The following is a 21688-nucleotide window of genomic DNA, read 5'->3' on the forward strand; positions in this document are numbered from 1 at the left end:
TAAGGTTATTAAATAATTATTACATTTATTATTTTTTTAAATCTGCAAGTGCTGATTTTTCTGCCTAAATTGTTTGGGGGTTTCGTCAAATTTTTCATAAAACTTACTATAGAAAAAAGTTGTATTTTTAATACCTACGTTTAACATGATTTCAGTGATAGGCAATGAAGTTTCAGATAGAAGAAATTTTGCTCTTTTTAACTGTGTTTCAATTTTAATCTGAGAAAAATTTTTACCAGTTACTTCTTTTAACAGTTTATAAATTGTGCTGACAGAAAAATGAAGTTCTTCTGCTACTTCACCAAGTGAACAATTGCCATCTTTTTTCTCAATAGTTTGCAAAATCTGTAAAACACTCTTATCGGCCGTATTGACAATTAAATTTTGATTATCATCACCAATTATCCTACTCAAATAAAAAAATAAAATCGAGCAATAATTTTCAATTATGTTAATACTATTGGGCTTAGGAAAATAATGCTCTTCTAAAAGCATGTCAAAAATCTGCGAAAATTTTTTTGTATTTTCTGTATGGAAAATCAAAAAGTTATCGGAGCTTTGTTTACCTATAATTGCATTCAACAAAAATCTGCTCAAAGTATCTGAACCGTTAAACTGTGATAAAAAGTTTGAAGAAAAATATTCTTTTTTAAATATTATATTAAAAACTATGTCCTTAGTTCCCTTGTATGCAGCACTGTTTATGACATCTGTATCTAAAATACATACATCACCTTTCCTCAAAGTAATTCTTCTACCATTAATAAAAAATGTACATTCCCCAGAATAAATATAATTCATTTCCATATCTTTATGTAAATGCGGTGGTATTGTTGTATATCGTGTTTCGCGAATCATACCTATTTTGTTTTCCTTTAACGTATTGACAAAGTCAAAGAAGAATACTTGATGACCATGATAATTTTTAGTTTTTAATGTTTTGTAAAAAGGACTTAATTTGTTCTTATTTCGTAAATGCCATTTTTCGCTATCTGTAGTTTGAAAAATTTTTTGTTGTAATAATTTGTTCACAATGTTGCTCTAATGAATATGATAAAAAATAAAACTGTTAATGATATTTAAATAATATATAACTCCAATTATTATAGCATTGTAAGCGGTACAAGCACTTAGAAAGTGAGAGAAATAAATATGAAGAAAACAGATTATGATAAAAATTACCTACTTGGAGGAGCAATTGCGTGTTCTCAAGCAGATGGAGGCTTTCAAGAAGGAGGCAAAGGAATTTCTACACAAGATTTACGCTATCTAGATCCTAGCTGGACACCTGAACAAATTGAAGATAAGCACCAAAATAATCCTTTTTCACAAGAAGAATTTGATCAAGCGTTAAAAGATCAGGGAACAAAATATTATCCCCTTAGAAGAGGCATTGATTTCTATTATCACTATAAAGAAGATATAAAAATGCTGGCAGAAACGGGATTGCAAATTTTTCGTACTTCTATTAGCTGGTCAAGAATCTTCCCCAACGGTGACGATCAAGAACCTAATGAAGAAGGAATTAAATATTACCGTGACATGTTTACTGAGTGTAAAAAATACGGCATAAAAGTTTTCGCTACAATGATTCACTATGACATCCCCGTTAATTTGGTCATAAAATACGGTGGCTGGAAAAACAGAAAAATTATTTCATTTTTCGAAAAATATGTAACTGTTTTATATAAAAGATTAGGTGATTTAGTAGATTACTGGTTGCCATTCAATGAAATAAACGCTGCTAAGTTTTCCCCTTGGGATGGAGTTTGCTTAATACCTGGTACAGAAAAGAACATGGATCAAGAGATTTTCCAATGCCTACATCACCAGTTTTTATGTAGTGCTAGAGCAGTGCAACTAGGACGCGAGCTTGTGCCCGGAAAACTAATTGGCGGTATGATTGCCCGTTTCACTACTTACCCAGCTACTTCAAAACCGGAAGACAATTTGCAAGCCATCCAAGATGACCAGTATTCAAATTGGTTTTACTTAGATGTTTTAGCAAGGGGCTACTATCCAGAATACATGAAGCGTTATTTTGATAAAATAAACGTTCATATTCACTTCGAACCCGGTGATAAAGAATTGTTAAAAGACGGAACTGTTGGCTTTGTTTCCTTTTCATACTATTTTTCACAGGTTTCAACTAATGCAGCTAATTGGGAACAAACTGCAGGCAATTTGATTATGACTAAGAAAAACCCTTATTTAAAGGAATCCGAGTGGGGTTGGCAAATCGATCCTATTGGCTTAAGGTTCACTCTTAACCAAATATATGATCGCTATCACCTACCAATTATTGTTGCAGAAAATGGTATTGGTGCCCATGACGAATTGACTTCAGATCACAAAGTACACGACGATTACCGCATCGCATATCTTAGTGCCCATATAGATCAATTAGATGAAGCTGTAAAAGATGGCGTAAATTTAATTGCTTACACTATGTGGGGCATAATCGACATCGTTTCTTGCGGTCCGTTAACCATGGATAAACGATATGGCATAATCTATGTCGATTTAGATAATGGTGGCAAAGGTACAGGAAAAAGATACAAAAAGGATTCATTTTACTGGTACAAGAATCGAATCCAAGAACACATAGCTAAGTCGAAAAAGAAATAAATATACAGGAGGAGAAATTATGAAAAAGAAGGAGTTGGCTAACCAAATAATTAATTATCTTGGCGGAAAAAATAACATCAATAACTATTGGCATTGTGTTACCAGGCTTAGATTTACAATCAAAGATGCTAGTAAAGCAAAATTAGAAAAAATTGATAATTTACAAGGTGTTCTTGGAACTACTATCAAGAGCAATCAATATCAAATAGTAATTGGTCCAAACGTGGATTCAGTTTTTGCAGAAATTGAGAAAATTATAGGTCCTCAGCAAAATGATAATAGCCAAGATCAAGGTAAGCACAAGTTTAAAATCACTGGAAAAGTAATTCTAGATGTCATTTCAGGTGTTTTCCAACCAATTTTACCTGCATTAGTTGCAGGAGGTATGCTAAAGGGAATTTTGGCAATAGTCCTAGCAATTTCACCAGGACTCGAAAAAAACACCACGATGGCTCTATTTAATTTAATCGCTGATGTTCCTTTTTACTTTTTACCATTCTTACTGGCAATTTCATCAGCACGCAAATTTAAATTAAATGAATTTCTTGGCATCTGTATGGCCGGTGCATTGCTTTATCCTACATTTGTTGCCAAAATAGCAAGTGGTCATTCCGGGTTAACGCTATTTGGCTTAAATATTCCAGTCTTTAACTACGCCTCTTCTGTTTTTCCAGTTATTTTAGGCGTAGGACTAATGGCCATTATTTATCACTTTGTTGACCGCTTTATACCTGACGTATTAAAATTGGTGGTTGTTCCCGCCATAACTTTAATTACCGCCGTACCAATTGCAATGTGGATTTTGGCACCACTAGGAGCATACGGAGGTCAATATCTAGCTGACGGTATAGTATGGTTATTCCAAAAAGCTGGTTTGTTAGCAGGATTTTTATTAGGATTTTTCATGCCATTAATCGTTTTAACGGGTATGCATCAATCAACATCTCCTATTCAAATTCAGAATATCGCTACATTAGGTTATGATTACTTATTGCCCGTCTCTTTTGTACACAATATGGCCGAATCTGGAGCAGCTTTTGGCACTTCTTTAAGAATGAAAAATAAAGAATTGCGTGCCGCAGGATTATCTACCAGCTTCTCTGCTTTTATAGGCATTTCTGAGCCTGCTCTTTATACGGTTAATGTGGTTCATAAAAGTTCCATGCTGGCAGCAATGTGTGGTTCCGGAGTTGGTGGCATGCTAACCGTTTTACTTGGTATTAAGTGCTATGCATTTGTAATGCCCGGCATCACTTCTCTGCCTGTTTATGTCAAGGCGGGTCAAGGTTTTACCAATGTTTTGTTAATGATTATATGCTTAATAGCAGCTTTCTTAACTAGTGCTCTAGTAGCAGTAATTTTAGGTGGAAAAGTTGCTCAAAGAAGTGAAACAAAATCCAGCTCACCACAAAGCATGACTTTTAGTACTCCTGCTGCCGGAGTTGTAATTCCATTGGAAGATGTAGCTGATTCAGTTTTTGCCAGCAAAACAATGGGTGAAGGTTTTGCAGTTAAGCCTTCTGAAGGCAGCATTTATGCTCCAGTTTCAGGTAAAGTCACTATGTTGGCAGAAACAAAGCATGGTATCGGTATCACCACAAATAATGGCCTAGAGGTTTTAATACATTTAGGAATTGATACAGTTGAACTAAATGGTAATCCTTTTAAGCTTTTTATTAAAAAAGGTGATGAAGTCGCTTCCGGTCAAAAAATTGCATTCATGGATATTAAGCAAGTTAAAGACAGTGGCAAAGATCCAACTGTCATCGTGGTAATCACAAATTCAAAAGACAAGGTTAAGAATGTTAAATTTACACTGCCAAATAAGTCTGCCGCAGATTTTGATGAGATAATGTCTGTGCAATTATAGAATTAAGAATTTAATATACACCAAAAAACGTGATTCTGTTTTTATAGCAGGATCACGTTTTTTATTCTAATAAACCGTATTTTTCAGGACTCAGAGCAATGACTTAACGCCTAATAATACCAGCAAGACACCAACTGTGGGTTTCATGTAGCGTGTGATTTTAGTTTTAGCTAGAATTTGGGCAAGTCTAGGTGCAATAACAGCGCCAATGATAGCACCGATCATCAAGGGCAAACCAGCAATCCAATCTACTCGCCCATCAGCGATATGAAAGACAGCACCCGTGATAGTCATAAAAACCAGAACATAAGTTGAAGTTGCAGTAGCCTGAAAATCTTGTAATCCCAGCAAAAATAAACCGCCAATAATAACAGCGCCACCACTCATGCCAGCAACGCCAACCATTAAGCCACCTAAGATACCATACATACCCGCTTCTAGCCTGGAATATTGCGTTTTTTTAACAGTTGCGGCAGTTTGCGTTTTCTTCTTGAGTAGCATATTAATGCCAAGAACTACCAAAACGATTCCTATCAACCATTTATAAATTTTGGCAGGAATATATTTTGAGAGTAATGCGCCTATTATCACAGCAGGAATTGCCGTCATTAACATTTGATTACCTATTTTAGTATTTATTTGTCTTTGATGATAATAGCTAATTGCACCAATAATTAATGAAGGCAAAGCTGTCACTAAGGAAGTAGAAGATGCTGTTGCAGCATTTAATCCAAATAAGCCGGTCAATATTGCCAGGTAAATGGCTGCTCCACCACCGCCAAAAAGAATAACGAAGGTTCCTATTATCAACCCTATTAGTCCCAGCAAAAAAATTTTCATATTATTTGACCTTCTTAATTTTTTTAAAATTATATGTTATAGTTACAATATGTAATTATAGTTTACATATTGTAAAAGTCAAATTAAGTAAGGAGTTCAAAATGCCACGACAAATTTTGTCTAAAGAAATAATTATTAAAACAAGCATTGAGTTAATTGAAGACAACAAAGAAAATAATTTTGTGTCTATTGCTAAAAAAATTGGCACTCAATCGCAAGCTCTATATAATTATTTTCCTAATCAATTAGCACTAAATTACGCCATAGTTGCGTGGACTGTTAGCCTGCTAACAGATCAATTACGCAAAGATTTGTTTGGCAAAGCTGGCCTGACAGCGATTATTGATTTTGCAATGACATTTCGCGAAACAGCACTGAATCATTTTCTCTTAACTCAATTTGTTTTAAAAATGCCACGCACTAATAACTATCCTGAAACTACCGCAGCTTTTAATGAACTAAAATCTATCTTTAATCAAATGATAGCAACAGAGTTCACTGACTCTAAAAAACAATTACTGGTAAGCAGATGCATTAGAGATTTAGCAATAGGAGATATTGTCAACGTTGGAACAGGTTGGTTTGCGGATAAATCGTTACCAGCTGATAAAAGTTTTCGTAAATTGCTGAAAAAAAGTCTGTGCCAAATTGCAGACCAGAACCATAATTAAAATATTGGTTTATAAATTTAATTTGCTAATCTTTTTTTCAATATTACGTTCTCCTGTAGGAGAAATAGTACATTCCCCGGTATTTTTATTATACTCTAATAGCCTTTTTCTATGTAAAGCGGCCAAAATTTCTCTAAATTTTGAAGGATTTGAATACTCTATATCTTTAAGAAGTTCTTTATCTGTCAACGTTGTATTTTCATATAAAATTAATAATATTTGGTCTTGAGTGATAAATGTGTTATCTAACACTCTATTTCTACCATTAATATTCCATATAAGATCAGGTTCTTTTGAAACTATAGAATTAATAATGTTATATACCTTATCAGATGGCATGTTTACTGCTAAGCGAAAGAACTCGGCAAGTACCCATTTCATATCATTTATTAATAAAGTGGCATCCATTATACCTGGGTCAGCTTTTTTTACATGTACTCCTCTTTTACTTCGTATACAATACATCGCAAACAAAACTCTAGGAATTATAATCCTATAGCTTTCACTATTTTCCTCTTTAGAATAATTTTCCCATTTATTTAAAAGCTGTTCGTTAAGTGCTGGAAGATTTTCATTTAGATCTTTATACTTTTTCGTCAAAGCATAATTTACCATTCTCATTGATATTTCTATAAATTGACCTACACAGGTACAAGTACTAATCCAATCTTTTCTTCTATATTCTTTTAAACTAGTTAAGTATCTGCTAATTAGTTTATTTATAAGTTCGGCTGGAAATTTTTTTATCAAAGCTTTTTTTATATCATCAATCATTTTGATACATCTCCTTAAGTAATTTTTTAGCAGCTATTTCTCCATCAGTAGTTAATTCAACACTCCAACTACTTTTATCTTCTTTAAGAATAAATAATTTTTTATATTTCTTTAATACATTTTTCATATTATGGCTATCTAAGCATCCACCTTTAAGGCATAATTTTGCAATTTCTCTTCGTTCAGCACTTCTTATGTTTTCTGTATGTTCTTTAGCATATAATGTTATTAAAGTAACATTCTTCATTCTTTCCGACTTATTTTTTCCAGGAATAGGTTTTAAAATTTCAATAGACTTATTTTTTTGATTCAATTTATATATAGTTGATTCATATTTATCCTTTTTTGTAAAATTATGATTGTCATAATTTTGTTTTTCACTATCTGACACATGTTTATTTTTTGAAATAAAATTTTCTATTCCTTCCAAATGATTATTAATAAAGGCTTCAGTCCCAGAAATTGAAAAACTCCCTGAACTTAAATCTAATTCGATTTTACTAGTCTGATCCATATTTTATTATCTCCTTATATTAATTTTTATATAAATTATATCACTCTTATAAACATATTATATACAAGAGCATTTCAACTTTTTATGGTGTTTTTAAGTATTTAAAAAAGCGAGTCCTAAGACTCGCCTTTTTTATTCCCAATTTGTAACTTAATCCAATGTTTGGACCCAGCCTTCTGGGCCTTTCTTGTTACCATACTGAATATCAACCAGTTCGTTATAAAGTTTCTTAGTAACTGGACCAGTTTCTGTTTCACTATAGATAACATGTTTTTTACCCTCGTAGGTAATTGAACCTACAGGAGAAATTACAGCAGCTGTACCCATTGCACCAGCTTCTTTCATGTTGAACGCTTCTTCCAAGGTAATCTGGCGTTCAACTGGGTTTAGACCTTGCCACTTAGCGACTTCCAAAAGTGAGCGCTTAGTAATAGAAACCAAAATCGATTTTGATTTTGGTGTGACAAACTGTCCTTCTTGGGTAATGCCGTAGAAGTTAGCACCACCAAATTCGTCAATATATTTATGTTCACGTGGATCCAAGTAAAGACTATCGGCAAAACCGTTTTTATGTGCTTCAACTGTCGGAAGCAAACTGCTGGCATAGTTACCGGCTGTCTTTGCTTGACCGGTACCAGCATATGCGGCACGGTCGTATTCACTAACAACGTAATCTGCAGGGTTCAATCCTTTAATGTATGCGCCAACTGGAACCGCAAAAACGCGGAAGGTATATTCAGTGGCCGCTTCAACACCTAAAACTTTACTTGTTCCTACCATAAGTGGTCGTAAATAAAGAGTTGCGCCACTATCATATGGTGGTACAAATTCTTCATTAGCTTTAACAACTTGTTTTACGGCATCAACAAATCTATCTTCAGGAAATGGCGGCATGGCTAACCGCTTTGCTGAAAGAGTAAAGCGGTGTGCATTTTGATCAGGTCTAAAGAGATTGATCTTACCATCTTTTCTACGGTAAGCTTTTAGTCCTTCGAAAACCTCTTGTCCATAGTGCAGTACTTCCGCGCCTTCAGAAAAGGTCATGGATGAATCTTCGGTCAGTTTTCCTTCCTGCCATTCTCCATCTTTATATTTCGCCTCATATCGATAAGGCAGATCACGATACTTAAATCCCAGATTTTTCCAATCCAGGTCTTCTACTCGTTGTTTCATTTGATTGTCCCCTATAACAAAACTACAAAAGCTAAAAAATAATTTTTAGCTTTTTAATAATAATTTAATTGCTACCTAATTTAAACTATATTTTTGTTGATGTCAATAGTGAATTCATATTAATCTTAATAAAATAATATGAATTTCTGATAATTAAACAAAAATTCAATTTTGTTACTGTATGGAAGGTTTCACATGAAACAACTAGAAGCAAAAAAGGGATCATCCTCTATTGAATGATCCCTTTTTAACATTAATCTTGTTTTGTTTTATCGTTATTTTCAGATTTTTCTTTTGGCTTAATGTCTAATACTGCAGCATCATTTAAGTAAACATGCTTGTCATCTGCTGTAAACTTGACTTCTTTGGTGTCAGGCTCTTTCATTAATAATTTAGCAATTGGGGTTTCCAAGTCCTGCTCAACTACCCGACGTAAAGGTCTTGCACCAAACTTTTTATCATAGCCCTTTTCAGCTAAATAAGCTTTAGTCTCATCAGAAACGTTAACCTTAACATTCTTTTTCGCCAAAACATGTGCCATTTTACTTAAGTAAATATCAATAATTTTATTCATATCATCTTTAGTTAAGGAATTAAATGGCACAATCGCATCAAGTCTATTCAAAAATTCAGGTCTGAAGTATGCTTCCAAAGCCTTGATTAATTTATCATGATCTACTTTACCGTCTTTTAGCAATTGGTCGGAATAACCTGCATTAGAAGTCATGATCAAAATTGTATCCTTGAAGGAGATTGTTCTGCCTTGTGCATCAGTTAAACGGCCATCATCCATGATTTGAAGCAAAGCATTAAACACTTGCGGATTAGCTTTTTCAATTTCATCGAACAAAATCAGGCTGTATGGCTGGTGACGAACTTTTTCAGTCAATTGACCGCCTTCGCCATAGCCAACATAACCTGGAGCAGAACCAATTAGCTTGTTAACTGCCATCTGATCTTGATATTCTGACATATCAAGTCTAATCAGATGATTTTCACCACCAAACAATTGAATAGCCAATTGTTTAGCTAATTCTGTCTTACCTACACCAGTAGGTCCGGTTAATAAGAATGTACCAGTAGGACGATCATTGTCTTTAAAAACTTGTTTACGGGCAATTGCATCAGTAATGACATCAACCGCATTATCCTGATCAATAACCACTTTCTTTAATTTTTCAGCTAAATCAAGATTCTTTTGTCCCTCACTTGCATGCAATTCACTCATTGGAATCTTTGTCTTGGCTTCAATCAAAGCATAGATATCTTCATCAGTAACATGTGGAGTCGCTTCATCATCTACATGATCAGCTTTGTCGCGCAACTCTTCAATCTTCTTTTTCAGCTCACTTGCTTTACTGTAATCTTCCTTTTTGGCAGCAGTTTCTTTTTCACTTTCCAGCTTTTTAATCCGCTTCTTTAAAGTTGCTTCATCATCAGGAATAGTGTCGAGACCCTTTTTGGCACCTGCTTCATCCATTAAATCAATGGCTTTGTCAGGTAAGTACCGTCCCTGAATGTAGCGCTGTGATAATTCAACAGCCAGCTTTAAAGCACTGTCATTGTATTTTACATGATGGAAAGCTTCATATTTATCTTTTAGACCCTCTAAAATTTTGACAGTCACTGCAGCAGATGGCTCAGGAACTTGTACAGGCTGGAACCTACGTGCTAGGGCCGCATCATTTTCAATCCTGCGGTACTCACTCGTAGTCGTTGCACCAATCAGGTTCAAGTCGCCACTAGCCAAAGCCGGTTTCAAAATATTAGCAGCGTCACCATTGTTATTTTCAGAGTCAGTTGACCCTGCTCCGACAATATTATGTAATTCATCAATAAATAAGATAATATTAGGATTTTTCTTAGCTTCGTCAATCACTTTTTTCAGGCGCTCTTCAAAGCTACCACGCAAACTTGATCCAGCAACCATATCATTAATGTTAATTGCAATAATATGTTTGTCTTTCATCTTGTCAGGAACATCGCCTGCAGCGATCTTCTGTGCCAATCCTTCTACAATGGCAGTTTTACCTACACCTGCTGGTCCAACTAAAACTGGATTGTTCTTTTTGCGCCGACTTAGAATCTCTATAACTTCCTGAATTTGTTCATCACGCCCAATTACAGGATCGTATTTGTTTTTCTTTGCTTGCTCAACCAAATCAACTCCAATTGGCTTTTGTCCTTGCTTTTGCCCCATTTGTCCGTTTTGGGATATGTCTTGCGGTGAAATATTCATACTGCTTGAATAGTGAATAGGAATAGCTCCACCTTTATCATTAGTGTTATTAAAGAAAGAATTGTTTAATTCGTTAAATAATTCGTCAAAATCATTATCAAAATATGCCATATGTAAACACCCCTTTGATAGGTTATAAATTTGTAATTAGCACTCGTAGCGTTTGACTGCTAATTGCTTACATATAATATTATAGCAGGTTATCCACAGAAAGCAATAGTTTTGATTAACTTTTTCCACAGATTGTTTGATTTTTCCACAGAAATCAAAAAAGCCTTAAAAGCAGCGCTCTCAGCTACTTTTTAGGCTCTATTTTTTTATTTTTGATATAATTTAAATTGCTTTGCCAAATATTTACCTGTTAAACTACCAGAATTTTGAGAAATATCCACAGGGGATCCGCTTGCAATAATTTTTCCTCCTTGTAGTCCTCCTCTTGGTCCCATATCAATCATATAATCACTGTTAGCCATAATATCCAAGTCATGCGTAATAGTAATAATAGTTCCTTCTTGCTCGAGTAATCTTTGAAACACTTGTAAGAGTGTTCTCACATCTTGTGGATGTAGTCCCACTGTCGGTTCATCAAAAACAAATAAAGTGCCCTTTTGCCTTTGATGAATGTGACTAGTTAACTTTAACCGCTGTGCTTCTCCTCCTGATAATGCTGGAGTAGACTCCCCTAGATGAAGATAACCTAACCCCATGTCATGTAATGTTGTAATTGTTTTATTAATTTTTGGCTCTTTTTGAAAAATTTCTTCTTTTAAGGCATCATCTACCGAGTAATCCAAAACGTCAGCAATACTTAGATTGTGCCATTTTACCTGCAAGACATTTTGATTGAAACGATGACCTCCACATACTGAACATGTTTCAACCATGTCAGGCAAATATTGGATATCAAGTGAAATCACACCAGTGCCACCGCATGCAGGGCATGCACCTTCTTTATTATTATATGAAAAATGAGACGCGCGATATTTTAACTTTTTAGCTAAAGGCTGTTTGGCAAAAAGTTTACGTAAGTTGTCCATAATATCTGTATAAGTTGCAACAGTTGATCTCTGATTCTTACCAACTGGTGTAGAGTCAACACTAATCACGTTTTTAATATAGTTATTGTTTAAACTCTTGACCCACTTAGGTCTTTCACTGTTATTTTTTTGTGCCTTTAATGCCGGAATCAAAGAATCTAGAATGAGAGTAGTTTTACCAGCACCTGAAAATCCGGTAACAGAAGTTAAGCGATTGACAGGTATTTGAACATGCAAGTTTTTTAAGTTAAAGCGCTCAGTAACATCAAGTTTTATTTTGCCGTGTTTAAAGATTTGGTTTTTATTGACCCTGGGTCTGACAAATAATGGTGCTTTACCTGTTAAATACGGTCCAATTAAGGATTTTTCATTATGTTCTATCTCTTTGGGTATTCCCTGAGAAATAATTTCACCACCCTGGCTACCTGAACCTGGACCAATTTCAATCACCCAATCAGCCGCATTAATAATGGAAGTTTCATGATCAACAACAACTAAAGAATTGCCTTGATTGACCAATTCATGAAATACATCAATCAACCCAGCTACATTGTCAGGATGCAAGCCCACTGATGGTTCATCTAATACATAGAGTACCCCTGTAGTTTCGGTGCGCAACGTTCTGCCAAGCTGGATACGTTGAAGTTCACCTGTAGACAGACTACTTGCCTGCCTGTCTATGCTCAAATAATCTAGTCCTAATTTTAATAGAGGTTTGACTTGATGCAACAATTCACTCGTTAAATTTTCTGCTAAGTCTTGCATGTCTTGTGGCAAACTTGCTAAAATCTCATCCATATATTGAGTTAATTCACCTAAAGTCAGTTTCTCAGCTTCAACAATATTTTTGCCGGCAACTAGCTGCTGCCAGCGACTAGGATCAATCCGATAGCCATGGCAGCGAGGACAGGTACTAAATTTATAAAAAGAATTAATTCTTTGCAATCCTCGCTCCGACTTTGTAGTTTTACGGGAGTTAGCTACCGCATTATAGGCATTTTCATATAACGCATCAAGATGATAAACCCGACCAGTTGAAGTTGGCAAGTCAATAGGTACTTTTCGCTCTTTACCATGAAGCACAATATCTTTTTCTTTAGCATTCAACTCTTTATATGGGATATCAGTACGTACACCTAATTCACGCGCAATGCGCCACATCCAATTTCGACCAGGAATTTGCCAAGTGGCTACCGCACCTTTTTCAAGCGTTAAATTTTCATCAGCAATAATCTTACTATCATCAATCTGCTCAACCGTTCCTAGACCCTGGCATTTTTGACACGCACCATCTGAATTAAACGCAAAGTCTTCAGCACTAAAAGCATAAAATTGTATGCCACATGTAGGACACGTCAAGCGACCCATTGCTTCCCCAGTTAGATCCATTGCTTCCGCAATTTTTATGGTTGGTGGAACTCTGTGACCATTAGGACATACGGGTGAACCTAATCGGGAAAAAATTAGTCGTAGGATATTAAAAACTTCCGTTACTGTGCCAAAGGTCGAACGCACACCAGGAACAGCCGGTCGCTGCCTTAATGCCAATGCTGAAGGGATATGTTTTACCTCATCTACTTGTGCACGACCAACTTGGCTAATGCGTCTCCTAGTATAGGCTGCTAAGGAATCAAGATAACGTCTTGCACCTTCTGAGTATAAAATGCCCATTGCCAAGCTGGATTTTCCAGATCCGCTTAAGCCAGAGATTGCTACAAATTTATGTAGTGGAATATCAACATCAATGTTTTTTAGATTATTAACTCTACCACCAATTACTTCAATTTTAGTAGGTTGTTTTTGGTATTTCATTAATGATTATCCTTTCCCTTAGCAGGCTTTAATGGCCTATTCGGTTTCTTTAATAAGTACTGTCGAATTGCTTGAATTACCTGCTTATTTTGCGGCAAATCTGAGTGATCTGCTTTTTCACCTGTAACTGTCATTGCCGTATAATTCTTAACCTGATTTTGAAAAATAAATTTACCGGCAGCTACACTTGTTTCAGGTACGATTCCATCTGATTCATAATTTTTCCCTCCAGAAAGAGAATAAACCTTTAAATATTGCGGTAGTGTTGCACGATTTTTAATAAAATCTGCCAGCATTTGCGTCCGATTATTAATATTACTTTCAGTAAAGTTATAAGGAGTTCCTAAAGTCATTAACTTCTTTATCTTAATGTTATCAGAATATTCAGAATAATAATGTTCCAGCCAATAAGTCCAAATTAAACCACCGTTGGAATGACCAAATGCTTTAAAATTATTAAACTTATAGTTTTGAATTAGTGATTCAAACGCAACATTTAGCCATTTTGCCTGTTTTTTAATATTTGTATAACCGTCTTTATTGTTGTCAAAACCAATAATAATAAAAGGCTCCAAATCGTTTTTACCAATAGAGCCACTGTAAGTTAATTTTGCTTCACGTGAAACTTTGATTTTTATTACACTGTGTCTGTTGAGAGTAGTTTTATTCAGTTCATCAATTAAATCGTTAAAACGCTCAGTTGTGGCACTGGAACCAGGAACCATTATTACTGGGGAAAGCAGCGACTTGCTAAGTTCCGCTCTTGATTTATTATCCTTTTTCATCCAAAAAAAACTGGGGACAGCCAGCATAATTAAAATAATTATGACCAAGATTAGCCATTTATAATTAGGATTTTTACGCATCTGATCATTCCTTCTTCTGGTAAGCAATTCTTAGATCAATTTTTTCATTAATTTTAATTATTGGTAATAGCAAAATTATATCCAACAAAAACAGCAGTAATGTAAAAATTAACGTTGACCAGTTACCATTTGTGCCAAAAAATGAAACTAAAATTCCGGGGGTCCCTTTTAAAATTTGATAAACACTCACAGGAATAATATGTACGCTAATAGCCACAGCGGCCAATGTCATATTAATAATCGGGATCATAACACTAGGCAATACGAACACAGGATTTAAAATTAGAGGTAAACCAATTGTAAATCCCAAGTTAGAACCAAAAGCAGCTGGTAATAAATTAATTTTAGCATTTATTTCATTTTCTCTATTACCTCGCCTTATTAAAAGCAACACGATCACGGCTAAAGCAACGCTAGCCCCACCCATTATCCCATAGCTGTTAATGAGTGAACTGCCCAAGTATTTATACGGCACATTCCAAGAATTACCGTGTTTTAATGTATACGTCAAATTTTCAGCAGTAAAAGCATTATTAACTGTTCCTGATAAGGAGCGCAATGGATAACCGATTCCTAACCAATCTAAAAAAGTAATCACAGCTGAAAGCAATAAAACTTCGCCAAAATTATTAGTGGTCTGAACTCGACTGACAATTTCATTAAAACTAGTGGAATTAAGGAGTTTAAGTTGTAATTCATAAATTATAATTCCTAAGAATATACCCAGTAGCAGTGAAATAGCGCTAGGCAAAACAGCATCCCCTGCCCTCTTTTGGATTATCTTTGTTCCCTCATCTTTAACGTAGGAAAAGTCTTTACCTAATAAATGAAATATTTGTCCCACACAATATCCTATAACTAGGGCTATAAAAACTGCATTAATTTGTAACAAACTGGCAGTAAACGGCATGCGAGCATTGCGGCCACTGCTGGATGCATATGAACAAAAAAGCATAATTAGAACAGCAGTTAAACCTGCCATAGTTGAATCCTTATGATAAAGCCGTGCTGTGTAACGAGCCATAAAGTAACTGGCATAGACACCAAACACCCCAAAAGTAATTTCTACCATTCCACGGCAAACAAAAGAACCACCATACCAAATATGATCAGATAATACTTTATCCAGGCTAAATATATTATAAATTAGTCCATTAGGTGTAAAAACCAAGTCATTAAAAAGTTTAAAATATGAGCCAACCGCTGCAATCGGCATTAACACTGCCATGGTATGTCTTGTCGCACGAAAAAAAGAGAATTCCTGCATACGTGCTACGATATTGATAGTATATTCTTTCATTAAATCTGACCTAACCTTGATTATTGTATTTAAAATAAAATAATACTCTATTTTTCTAATGCTAGCCATTTTAATACCAACCATTATCTTTTTTATTATTAGTAATGAATAAAATGGTATAATGAAAGTGTATTTTAAGAGGCGAGAAAATGAGCAGGAAGAAAATTGAATTAACTGAAAAGGTAGCAAAGCTAACAGAAAAGTATTTAGAAGTTAACGATACTGATTTTAATGATCTGATTAATAAGGCTTTAAAGACCTACCTGATTGATCACTTAAATTCCAGTCAAGTAAAGGATGCTCTCAAAAAAACAGATGATTTTAATTCTGAATATGCTGGCAAATGGTTTCAAGAGCGTATTGAAGACTTGAACAAGTACTAAATTTTAAAATGGGTACACAAAAAAGAGCAAGACAATGAATGTCTTGCTCTTTTAGTTTTTTATCAATTTAATTTTTTAAATAGCGATCGCCAGCTAATCTGCGGTAAAAATTAGCTTTAGTTGTCTGTTCATAAGGAACTAGCCAAATATAACCAATGCCAAAAGTTAGTACACTCAAAAGATACCAACCAATAAAACTTAAATTTAATACAAATAGTTCCCATTTATGGCCGTCCATCAACTGACGACTTAGTGTAATTGCTGTTGTTGCATGTACCTCTTGCCCACTTGCTACCAAGTCATTAACAATATAGGGCGTCATGGCATAAGAATAAGACTTAATTAAGCCAGGGATAACTAATAATAAAGACCACAGAAATTGAAAAATATACTCACAAAGATAATTCAGAAATTCTGGTACAAACCGATCATCAGTAAAAACAGAAAAAATACCTTTAAAAAAGCCTAGTCTTTCTCCACGAGCAAAATGTAAGAAAGTAACCACCATACTCAGCATAAAAAAGCTGCCGATAAAAGTTAAACCCGTATCAGGACCTAATTGACCTGCCCAAAATGCAGGTTTAAATAGTGAATCAATTGAGCCAGTTCCCATGACATCATTTACATTATTTGCAATCTTAAGTGAATTATTTATTGCTGGCCTAGCAAAAAAGAAACCAACAAATATGGTCATTACTAAACCAATAATAACTGCCCAGCCCCAGTTATGACGCAGTTGATTTTTCGCTTCTAGTTTTAGTTCTGCTCTGTTCATAACTTATCTCCTTATCTAGTATATATTAAATATATTTTACCCCCTAGTAATGGCAGATAGCAAAGAAAACACTAAAAAAGCCTAGTTCCACCAACATTGGAACTAAGCTCAAACAGTGTTTGTTCTACCATTACTGACCACATTATAGAAACTTACATTTATTCGTCTTCTTTATCCATATTTTTATTACTAAGATTAACATAAACCAAAGAATCTTTTGCTTGATTAACTAACTTCTTGATTGTTTCTTCACTAAAATATTCCTGTGAATTATTTAAAGCTACGCTCATTATAATAGGCAAATTCATGCCAGCAATAATGTGGGTATGCGGTCTATTAATGTACTTATAAAATTTTTGGTTCACACTGCCAGATGCAATATCCGTAAAAATGAAGACTTCATCTTCTTTTTTAAATTTACTCATTACATTTGCAACTTCAGAATCAATTCTTTTGTTTTCCATGTATGCACATAGTACATAAATATCAAGATCTGTATGGGTCAAATACTTTAGAGTATCCTCAATACCCTTAGCCATAGCATGATGTGAAGCAATTACAATTTTTCTATCCATTCAATAACCTTAAGCTTTAAAAATTCCTAAAAAAGTTCCAACGAGTGCTATTAAGATAACTAAAAATATAATCTTAGTTGGAGTCCATTTTTTATTATCCAATAATTTATAAATAAAGAAAGTAAATACAGCTGGTAATAATGCCGGCATTATTTTATCTAAAATGTCAGTTTGAATATTCATTGATACTTTACCAAACTTAAAGACATATGGTACTGAAACTTTGACTACCGTAGCAACCAAGGCGCCAATAACTGTGACCCCCATTACTGATGCAGCTTCGGTAAAAGTATTTATCTTATTTCCTAAAGTGTCAATTAGCCTTGTTCCAGATGAATAGCCAACATGGTACAGCCAAACTTTCATAATATTAAATAAAATATTAACCAAAAACCAAATTATTGCTCCAAGCGGATTACCTTGCAAAGCCATATATCCAGCAATTGATCCCATAATTGTAGGCCAAAGTACCCAGAATATTGTATCACCAATACCTGCTAACGGACCCATAATACTAGTTTTAAAAGATTGAACCGTTGGCAAAGCCTTGATCCCATCTTTTTCTTCCATAGCTACCGTAGTGCCTAGCACTATATTTGCTAAATACGGAGTAGTATTAAAGTAGTTAAAGTGATTTCTTAGTGAGGCCTGGTAGTCTGAATCCTTCGGATAAATTTTCCGCAATAGCGGGGCCATAGACCATACTAGTGACGGACCCAGTTGTGACTCATAATTAAATAGATTCACGCATATCCAGTTAAATCGTAACGATGCATGTGTCAAATCTTTTTTTGTTACGTGGTAGCTTGATTTGTTTTCAACATTTTTATTCATCATAATCTTCTCCAGTTGTATCATTTTTAGCTACTGCTTGGTTTTGGCTGTATTTATTTTTGTCAATCTCAGAATTAAAGTACCAGTATGCTGCTGCTAAACCTAATAAAGCTATACCAATTATTGGTATCTTAATAAAAGCTGCCAAAACAAAACCGGCAACTAGAAAAGGTAAGAACTTTTTTACTGGCATATAGTGTAGCAGCATTGCAATACCAACTACAGGCAGCAAGCCACCGGCAACTGTTAATCCGTCTGTTATCCAAGTAGGTATAAATTTCAAAATCATTTTAATTGCAGCTGGTCCAACTAAAACTACTATTGCTGTAGGTAAAGCTGTCTCAACAAAACATAAAACGGGTCCTGCATATCCCCAGCGCAACATCTGCTTCCACTTTTTTTCTTCATTAAGAGACTGCATTTTATGAGCAACAAAGTTGGCTATAATTCTCCGTAAAACTTCTAACTGAATTGCTAATAAGCCCACAGGTATACCGACAGCAATGGCAGTTTTTAAACCTGTACCTGTTCTAATTGCGACAAATGCACCTACAATAGTTGCTAACCCATAATTAGGAACTGATGCTCCTCCTAAAGCTGCGACCCCTAACATCATTAACTGGAATGTACCTGCAACAACCATAGCTGTATGTAAATCACCCATAATTAAACCAGTGGCCAAACCGACTATCACGGGAAAATATGTCAATAAAACTATCCCATCTTCATCCATAGTCATGTATCCAGCTAAAATAATGATCAGGATATCTTGTAAAATTTCCATTATTATTCTCCTTTTTTATCGAAATAATCTTTCTCAGGATCATTGGGAACAAATTGTAATTTTATCGGAACACCATATTCATGGATTTTATTTAAATCAGCTTTCTCTTTTTCATTTAATGCAATAAATTTAGTAATTTGCGTACGATCATCCGATTTAAAAATTATTCCCAAATTTACCTTGGGTATTTCGATACCTGCTTCAAGCATTTTAACTATAGTTTCAGGCTCTTTTACCAAAACAAGTACTCGTTGATTATCATATTTTCCGGCTTTGAAATTATTAAGCGCTTTTTCAGTGTCAATTATTGACATTCCTGTACCAGCCGGCTTCACAATTCTCATACTTGTTTTCATATTTTCATTTTTACTAACTTCATCATCAATAACCATAAATCTGTTGACTTGCAAGTACTGATACCAAGCATTAACTATTACTCCGTGAACCAGTCTTTGATCAACTCTTGCTAATACTACTGTCATACTACTTCTCACTTCTTTTGAAACTCACAGTTTTTTTATCCTTTAATTGCAACAAATATTGCTCACTATCGTTATATTGATTAATATCTATGTCATGACCTGAAAGGTTCGTAACTATTATTTCGTTTTCATGGCAACTGATATCTGCTGTTATATTGCCTATATGGGCGTTTTTCCAACAATAATTAAAGTGTGGAAGCGGTCGAATATTTAAAGTGTTGTTTTTTACTTGTATGCCTAAAAATTGTGTAATAAATAAGCTAACAAATGTTCCAGAAGCCCAGCCACACTTACCACAGCCAATATCTCTATAAACATCCCCAGGCTTGCCATTAATATCATATGGCCACCACCACCATGAACCATCAAGATCAGATAAATGCAGTAATTCGGTCAGTTGCTTTGTTCTTTCTTCTTTATCATTAATAAAACCCATAAGAACAGTGACAAAGCCCGGGAAGGTTGCACCAGACTTATCCCCCCATCGTATTCCTCTAATATTTGCTCCATAGGTTGGATTATAGGTACTTGCAGCAAATTTCATGGAATTTTGATATTTTGGATCTTTCAAGTCTAAAAAGCCGTAAAAAGGAATCATCGTAGTGTCTGATTCTTCACCATCATGCATTTTTAAATCTATTTTTTGGTCTTTAATAACGTCAGTCAAAAAAATCATACCTTGATCTAAAATCGGTCTATCATAATTATTGACGTTATAAAATTCTTTTTCTTGATCCCCAATTCCTTCCAAAAACTGTTCCCCAAAATGTCCTTTAAAAGTCATATTTTCCAAAATGGCTTTTTTTACTTTGCAGGCAATTTTTTCATAATAGTTTGAAAGTTCTACTTTTTCTAAACCTTGATAGATTCTTGCTAGCGAATCACATGCCTTCCAAAAGCAGATATTGCTACCAGTATGATATTTACCTAATGAATAAGCATCACTAATCCAAGTAGAGGAAAATAGCATAACATCCCCAGGAACTTTCTTGCTGATTTCTGTATCTATAATTTGGCGAGCTTTTTGTAATATAATCGGATGATTTACAAAAAATGAGAGGTCATTGGTATACTCATAATAAAGTCCTGCAAGAATAATTGCTGACATAGAATTACTTAAAGAGTGTTCTATCCCACCTTTAAATTTCTTGCTTTTGAATCTCACACCGTACTTGGTAAACCATAAAATCTGTTTTTGGCATAATCTAGCATCAAAAAAAACGGAAGGCAGTGTCGAATAAAACATATCTTTGTTCCAAATTTGGTCTGTTGCGGGCATGCTTCCCCAATGACTGCCGACACTTTCTCCTTTTTGGTTCTCAGCAAAAGCCGACAGGCTTTGATATATTGCACGATTAAAAAGATGCGGCAACCTGATATCTTCCAGTTGCAAATCTCCATAGATCTTTTTATAGTAGTTAATTGTTTCTTCTAACCACTTACCAGTATCAGCTTTTTCAAAAATATTGATTTTACTGTAAGCATTGGGATCAATTAATCCGATAGAAAAAGTTTTGCATTCATGTGGCTTAACAATTTCGTTAACCAAATTGGCCTGAGCCACAATGACATTAAACTGATCTGAATACTTTTTTTGATATTTCGGTACTTCAAACTGATTAATAGTTAAGTTGTGATTAGTTAAGTTTTCAATATATATCTGATATACGAGCATGCTAGGCTTTTTATTCTTTAGAATTGGACAAAAAGGTATTAAAACAATTTTATATTCCTGATACTTATGAATAAACCTTGGTAAAGAGTCTGCAATTAAGTCCGTATCAAAATCATGATTTTGGTCAGTAAATTTAATATGTTCTCCGTTTATGGTAACTGCAAAATGTAAATTCTTTGATGTAGTATATTGCTTATGAACCCACACTCCCGGCTTTTGTTCTACCAAAAAGTTTCCTTGAAAAAAATTTAACTGTTTTATCTCTCCATATACATCTATATTTCCTAAAACTTTTTGATTTGAAACGTCATAGGAGAAAGAACTTATTCTTTCATTCAAATTATTCTTAAAATAACTAAAATTGTTAGTTGTTTTAAATTTTTTATTTATAAAACTAATATTAAAATTGGGATCAATAATTTTATTAATTATGCTTGAATACATTTTCATCTATCA

At 34.4% G+C, this 21688-nt stretch carries 19 protein-coding genes; 4 read left to right on the forward strand and 15 right to left on the reverse strand.

Translation table 11 applies throughout. The annotated features are described in order from the left end of the window. Positions 1-36: 36 nt before the first annotated feature. Entirely contained in the window at positions 37-1032 is a 996-nt protein-coding gene (locus LACWKB10_RS02625; protein WP_052060249.1) for an AraC family transcriptional regulator, read from the reverse strand. A gap of 120 nt (positions 1033-1152) precedes the next feature. Here LACWKB10_RS02625 and LACWKB10_RS02630 point away from each other — a divergent pair, with 120 nt between their 5' ends. Next, complete coding sequence (locus LACWKB10_RS02630) at positions 1153-2628, forward strand: glycoside hydrolase family 1 protein (protein ID WP_034978489.1); 1476 nt, start codon at positions 1153-1155, stop codon at positions 2626-2628. Between the two features lie 19 nt (positions 2629-2647). Further along, entirely contained in the window at positions 2648-4498 is a 1851-nt protein-coding gene (locus LACWKB10_RS02635; RefSeq protein ID WP_081945326.1) for a glucose PTS transporter subunit IIA, read from the forward strand. A 90-nt stretch (positions 4499-4588) separates the two neighbouring features. Here the strand turns inward: LACWKB10_RS02635 and LACWKB10_RS02640 are convergent, their stop codons facing one another. Then, entirely contained in the window at positions 4589-5338 is a 750-nt protein-coding gene (locus tag LACWKB10_RS02640) for a sulfite exporter TauE/SafE family protein (protein WP_034978492.1), read from the reverse strand. Positions 5339-5439: 101 nt separating this feature from the next. Here LACWKB10_RS02640 and LACWKB10_RS02645 point away from each other — a divergent pair, with 101 nt between their 5' ends. Then, positions 5440-6009, forward strand: coding sequence for a TetR/AcrR family transcriptional regulator (locus tag LACWKB10_RS02645; RefSeq protein ID WP_034978495.1), 570 nt, complete (start codon positions 5440-5442; stop codon positions 6007-6009). Between the two features lie 9 nt (positions 6010-6018). Here LACWKB10_RS02645 and LACWKB10_RS02650 read toward each other — a convergent pair whose 3' ends face one another. The 7 genes from LACWKB10_RS02650 to LACWKB10_RS02680 form a co-directional block, all read right to left on the reverse strand. Next, on the reverse strand, positions 6019-6783 hold the full coding sequence (locus LACWKB10_RS02650) for a hypothetical protein (RefSeq protein ID WP_034978498.1): 765 nt from the start codon (positions 6781-6783) through the stop codon (positions 6019-6021). Continuing rightward, positions 6776-7297, reverse strand: coding sequence for a hypothetical protein (locus LACWKB10_RS02655; RefSeq protein WP_034978501.1), 522 nt, complete (start codon positions 7295-7297; stop codon positions 6776-6778). Before LACWKB10_RS02655 ends, LACWKB10_RS02650 begins: the two co-directional genes overlap by 8 nt. A 150-nt stretch (positions 7298-7447) precedes the next feature. Then, a complete protein-coding gene (locus LACWKB10_RS02660) occupies positions 7448-8470 on the reverse strand; it encodes a branched-chain amino acid aminotransferase (protein WP_034978504.1) in 1023 nt (340 codons plus the stop codon). A 253-nt stretch (positions 8471-8723) separates the two neighbouring features. Further along, complete coding sequence (locus LACWKB10_RS02665) at positions 8724-10820, reverse strand: ATP-dependent Clp protease ATP-binding subunit (protein ID WP_034978507.1); 2097 nt, start codon at positions 10818-10820, stop codon at positions 8724-8726. 206 nt (positions 10821-11026) lie between these two features. Next, entirely contained in the window at positions 11027-13558 is a 2532-nt protein-coding gene (locus LACWKB10_RS02670; RefSeq protein ID WP_034978510.1) for an excinuclease ABC subunit UvrA, read from the reverse strand. Further along, positions 13558-14424 carry an alpha/beta hydrolase gene (locus LACWKB10_RS02675; protein ID WP_034978513.1) on the reverse strand — a complete coding sequence of 289 codons (867 nt, stop codon included), beginning with the start codon at positions 14422-14424 and terminating at the stop codon, positions 13558-13560. Before LACWKB10_RS02675 ends, LACWKB10_RS02670 begins: the two co-directional genes overlap by 1 nt. Before the next feature lie 4 nt (positions 14425-14428). Further along, the gene (locus tag LACWKB10_RS02680) at positions 14429-15724 is read right to left on the reverse strand and encodes a PTS sugar transporter subunit IIC (RefSeq protein ID WP_034978738.1); all 1296 of its coding nucleotides are present in this window, start codon (positions 15722-15724) and stop codon (positions 14429-14431) included. 149 nt (positions 15725-15873) lie between these two features. On the opposite strand from LACWKB10_RS02680, the gene LACWKB10_RS02685 reads away from it, so the two are divergent. Continuing rightward, positions 15874-16107 (forward strand): hypothetical protein, encoded by a 234-nt coding sequence (locus tag LACWKB10_RS02685; protein WP_034978516.1) that lies wholly within the window; start codon positions 15874-15876, stop codon positions 16105-16107. Between the two features lie 67 nt (positions 16108-16174). Here the strand turns inward: LACWKB10_RS02685 and LACWKB10_RS02690 are convergent, their stop codons facing one another. From LACWKB10_RS02690 to LACWKB10_RS02715, 6 genes are all read right to left on the reverse strand, one after another. Next, positions 16175-16882 carry a DUF975 family protein gene (locus LACWKB10_RS02690; protein ID WP_034978519.1) on the reverse strand — a complete coding sequence of 236 codons (708 nt, stop codon included), beginning with the start codon at positions 16880-16882 and terminating at the stop codon, positions 16175-16177. Between the two features lie 158 nt (positions 16883-17040). Next, complete coding sequence (locus LACWKB10_RS02695) at positions 17041-17457, reverse strand: PTS sugar transporter subunit IIA (protein WP_034978521.1); 417 nt, start codon at positions 17455-17457, stop codon at positions 17041-17043. 9 nt (positions 17458-17466) lie between these two features. Beyond that, positions 17467-18306: a PTS system mannose/fructose/sorbose family transporter subunit IID gene (locus LACWKB10_RS02700; protein WP_369792477.1), complete on the reverse strand. Its 840-nt coding sequence runs from the start codon at positions 18304-18306 to the stop codon at positions 17467-17469. Beyond that, positions 18284-19081 (reverse strand): PTS sugar transporter subunit IIC, encoded by a 798-nt coding sequence (locus tag LACWKB10_RS02705; RefSeq protein ID WP_034978524.1) that lies wholly within the window; start codon positions 19079-19081, stop codon positions 18284-18286. The genes LACWKB10_RS02700 and LACWKB10_RS02705 overlap by 23 nt, the downstream gene beginning before the upstream one ends. Further along, on the reverse strand, positions 19078-19557 hold the full coding sequence (locus LACWKB10_RS02710) for a PTS sugar transporter subunit IIB (protein WP_034978526.1): 480 nt from the start codon (positions 19555-19557) through the stop codon (positions 19078-19080). The genes LACWKB10_RS02705 and LACWKB10_RS02710 overlap by 4 nt, the downstream gene beginning before the upstream one ends. 1 nt (position 19558) lies before the next feature. After that, the gene (locus LACWKB10_RS02715) at positions 19559-21682 is read right to left on the reverse strand and encodes a hypothetical protein (RefSeq protein ID WP_052060251.1); all 2124 of its coding nucleotides are present in this window, start codon (positions 21680-21682) and stop codon (positions 19559-19561) included. Between the last annotated feature and the right edge of the window lie 6 nt (positions 21683-21688).

The sequence above is a fragment of the Lactobacillus sp. wkB10 genome, from assembly GCF_000760615.1.
GTDB classification, from domain to species: Bacteria; Bacillota; Bacilli; order Lactobacillales; family Lactobacillaceae; genus Lactobacillus; species Lactobacillus huangpiensis.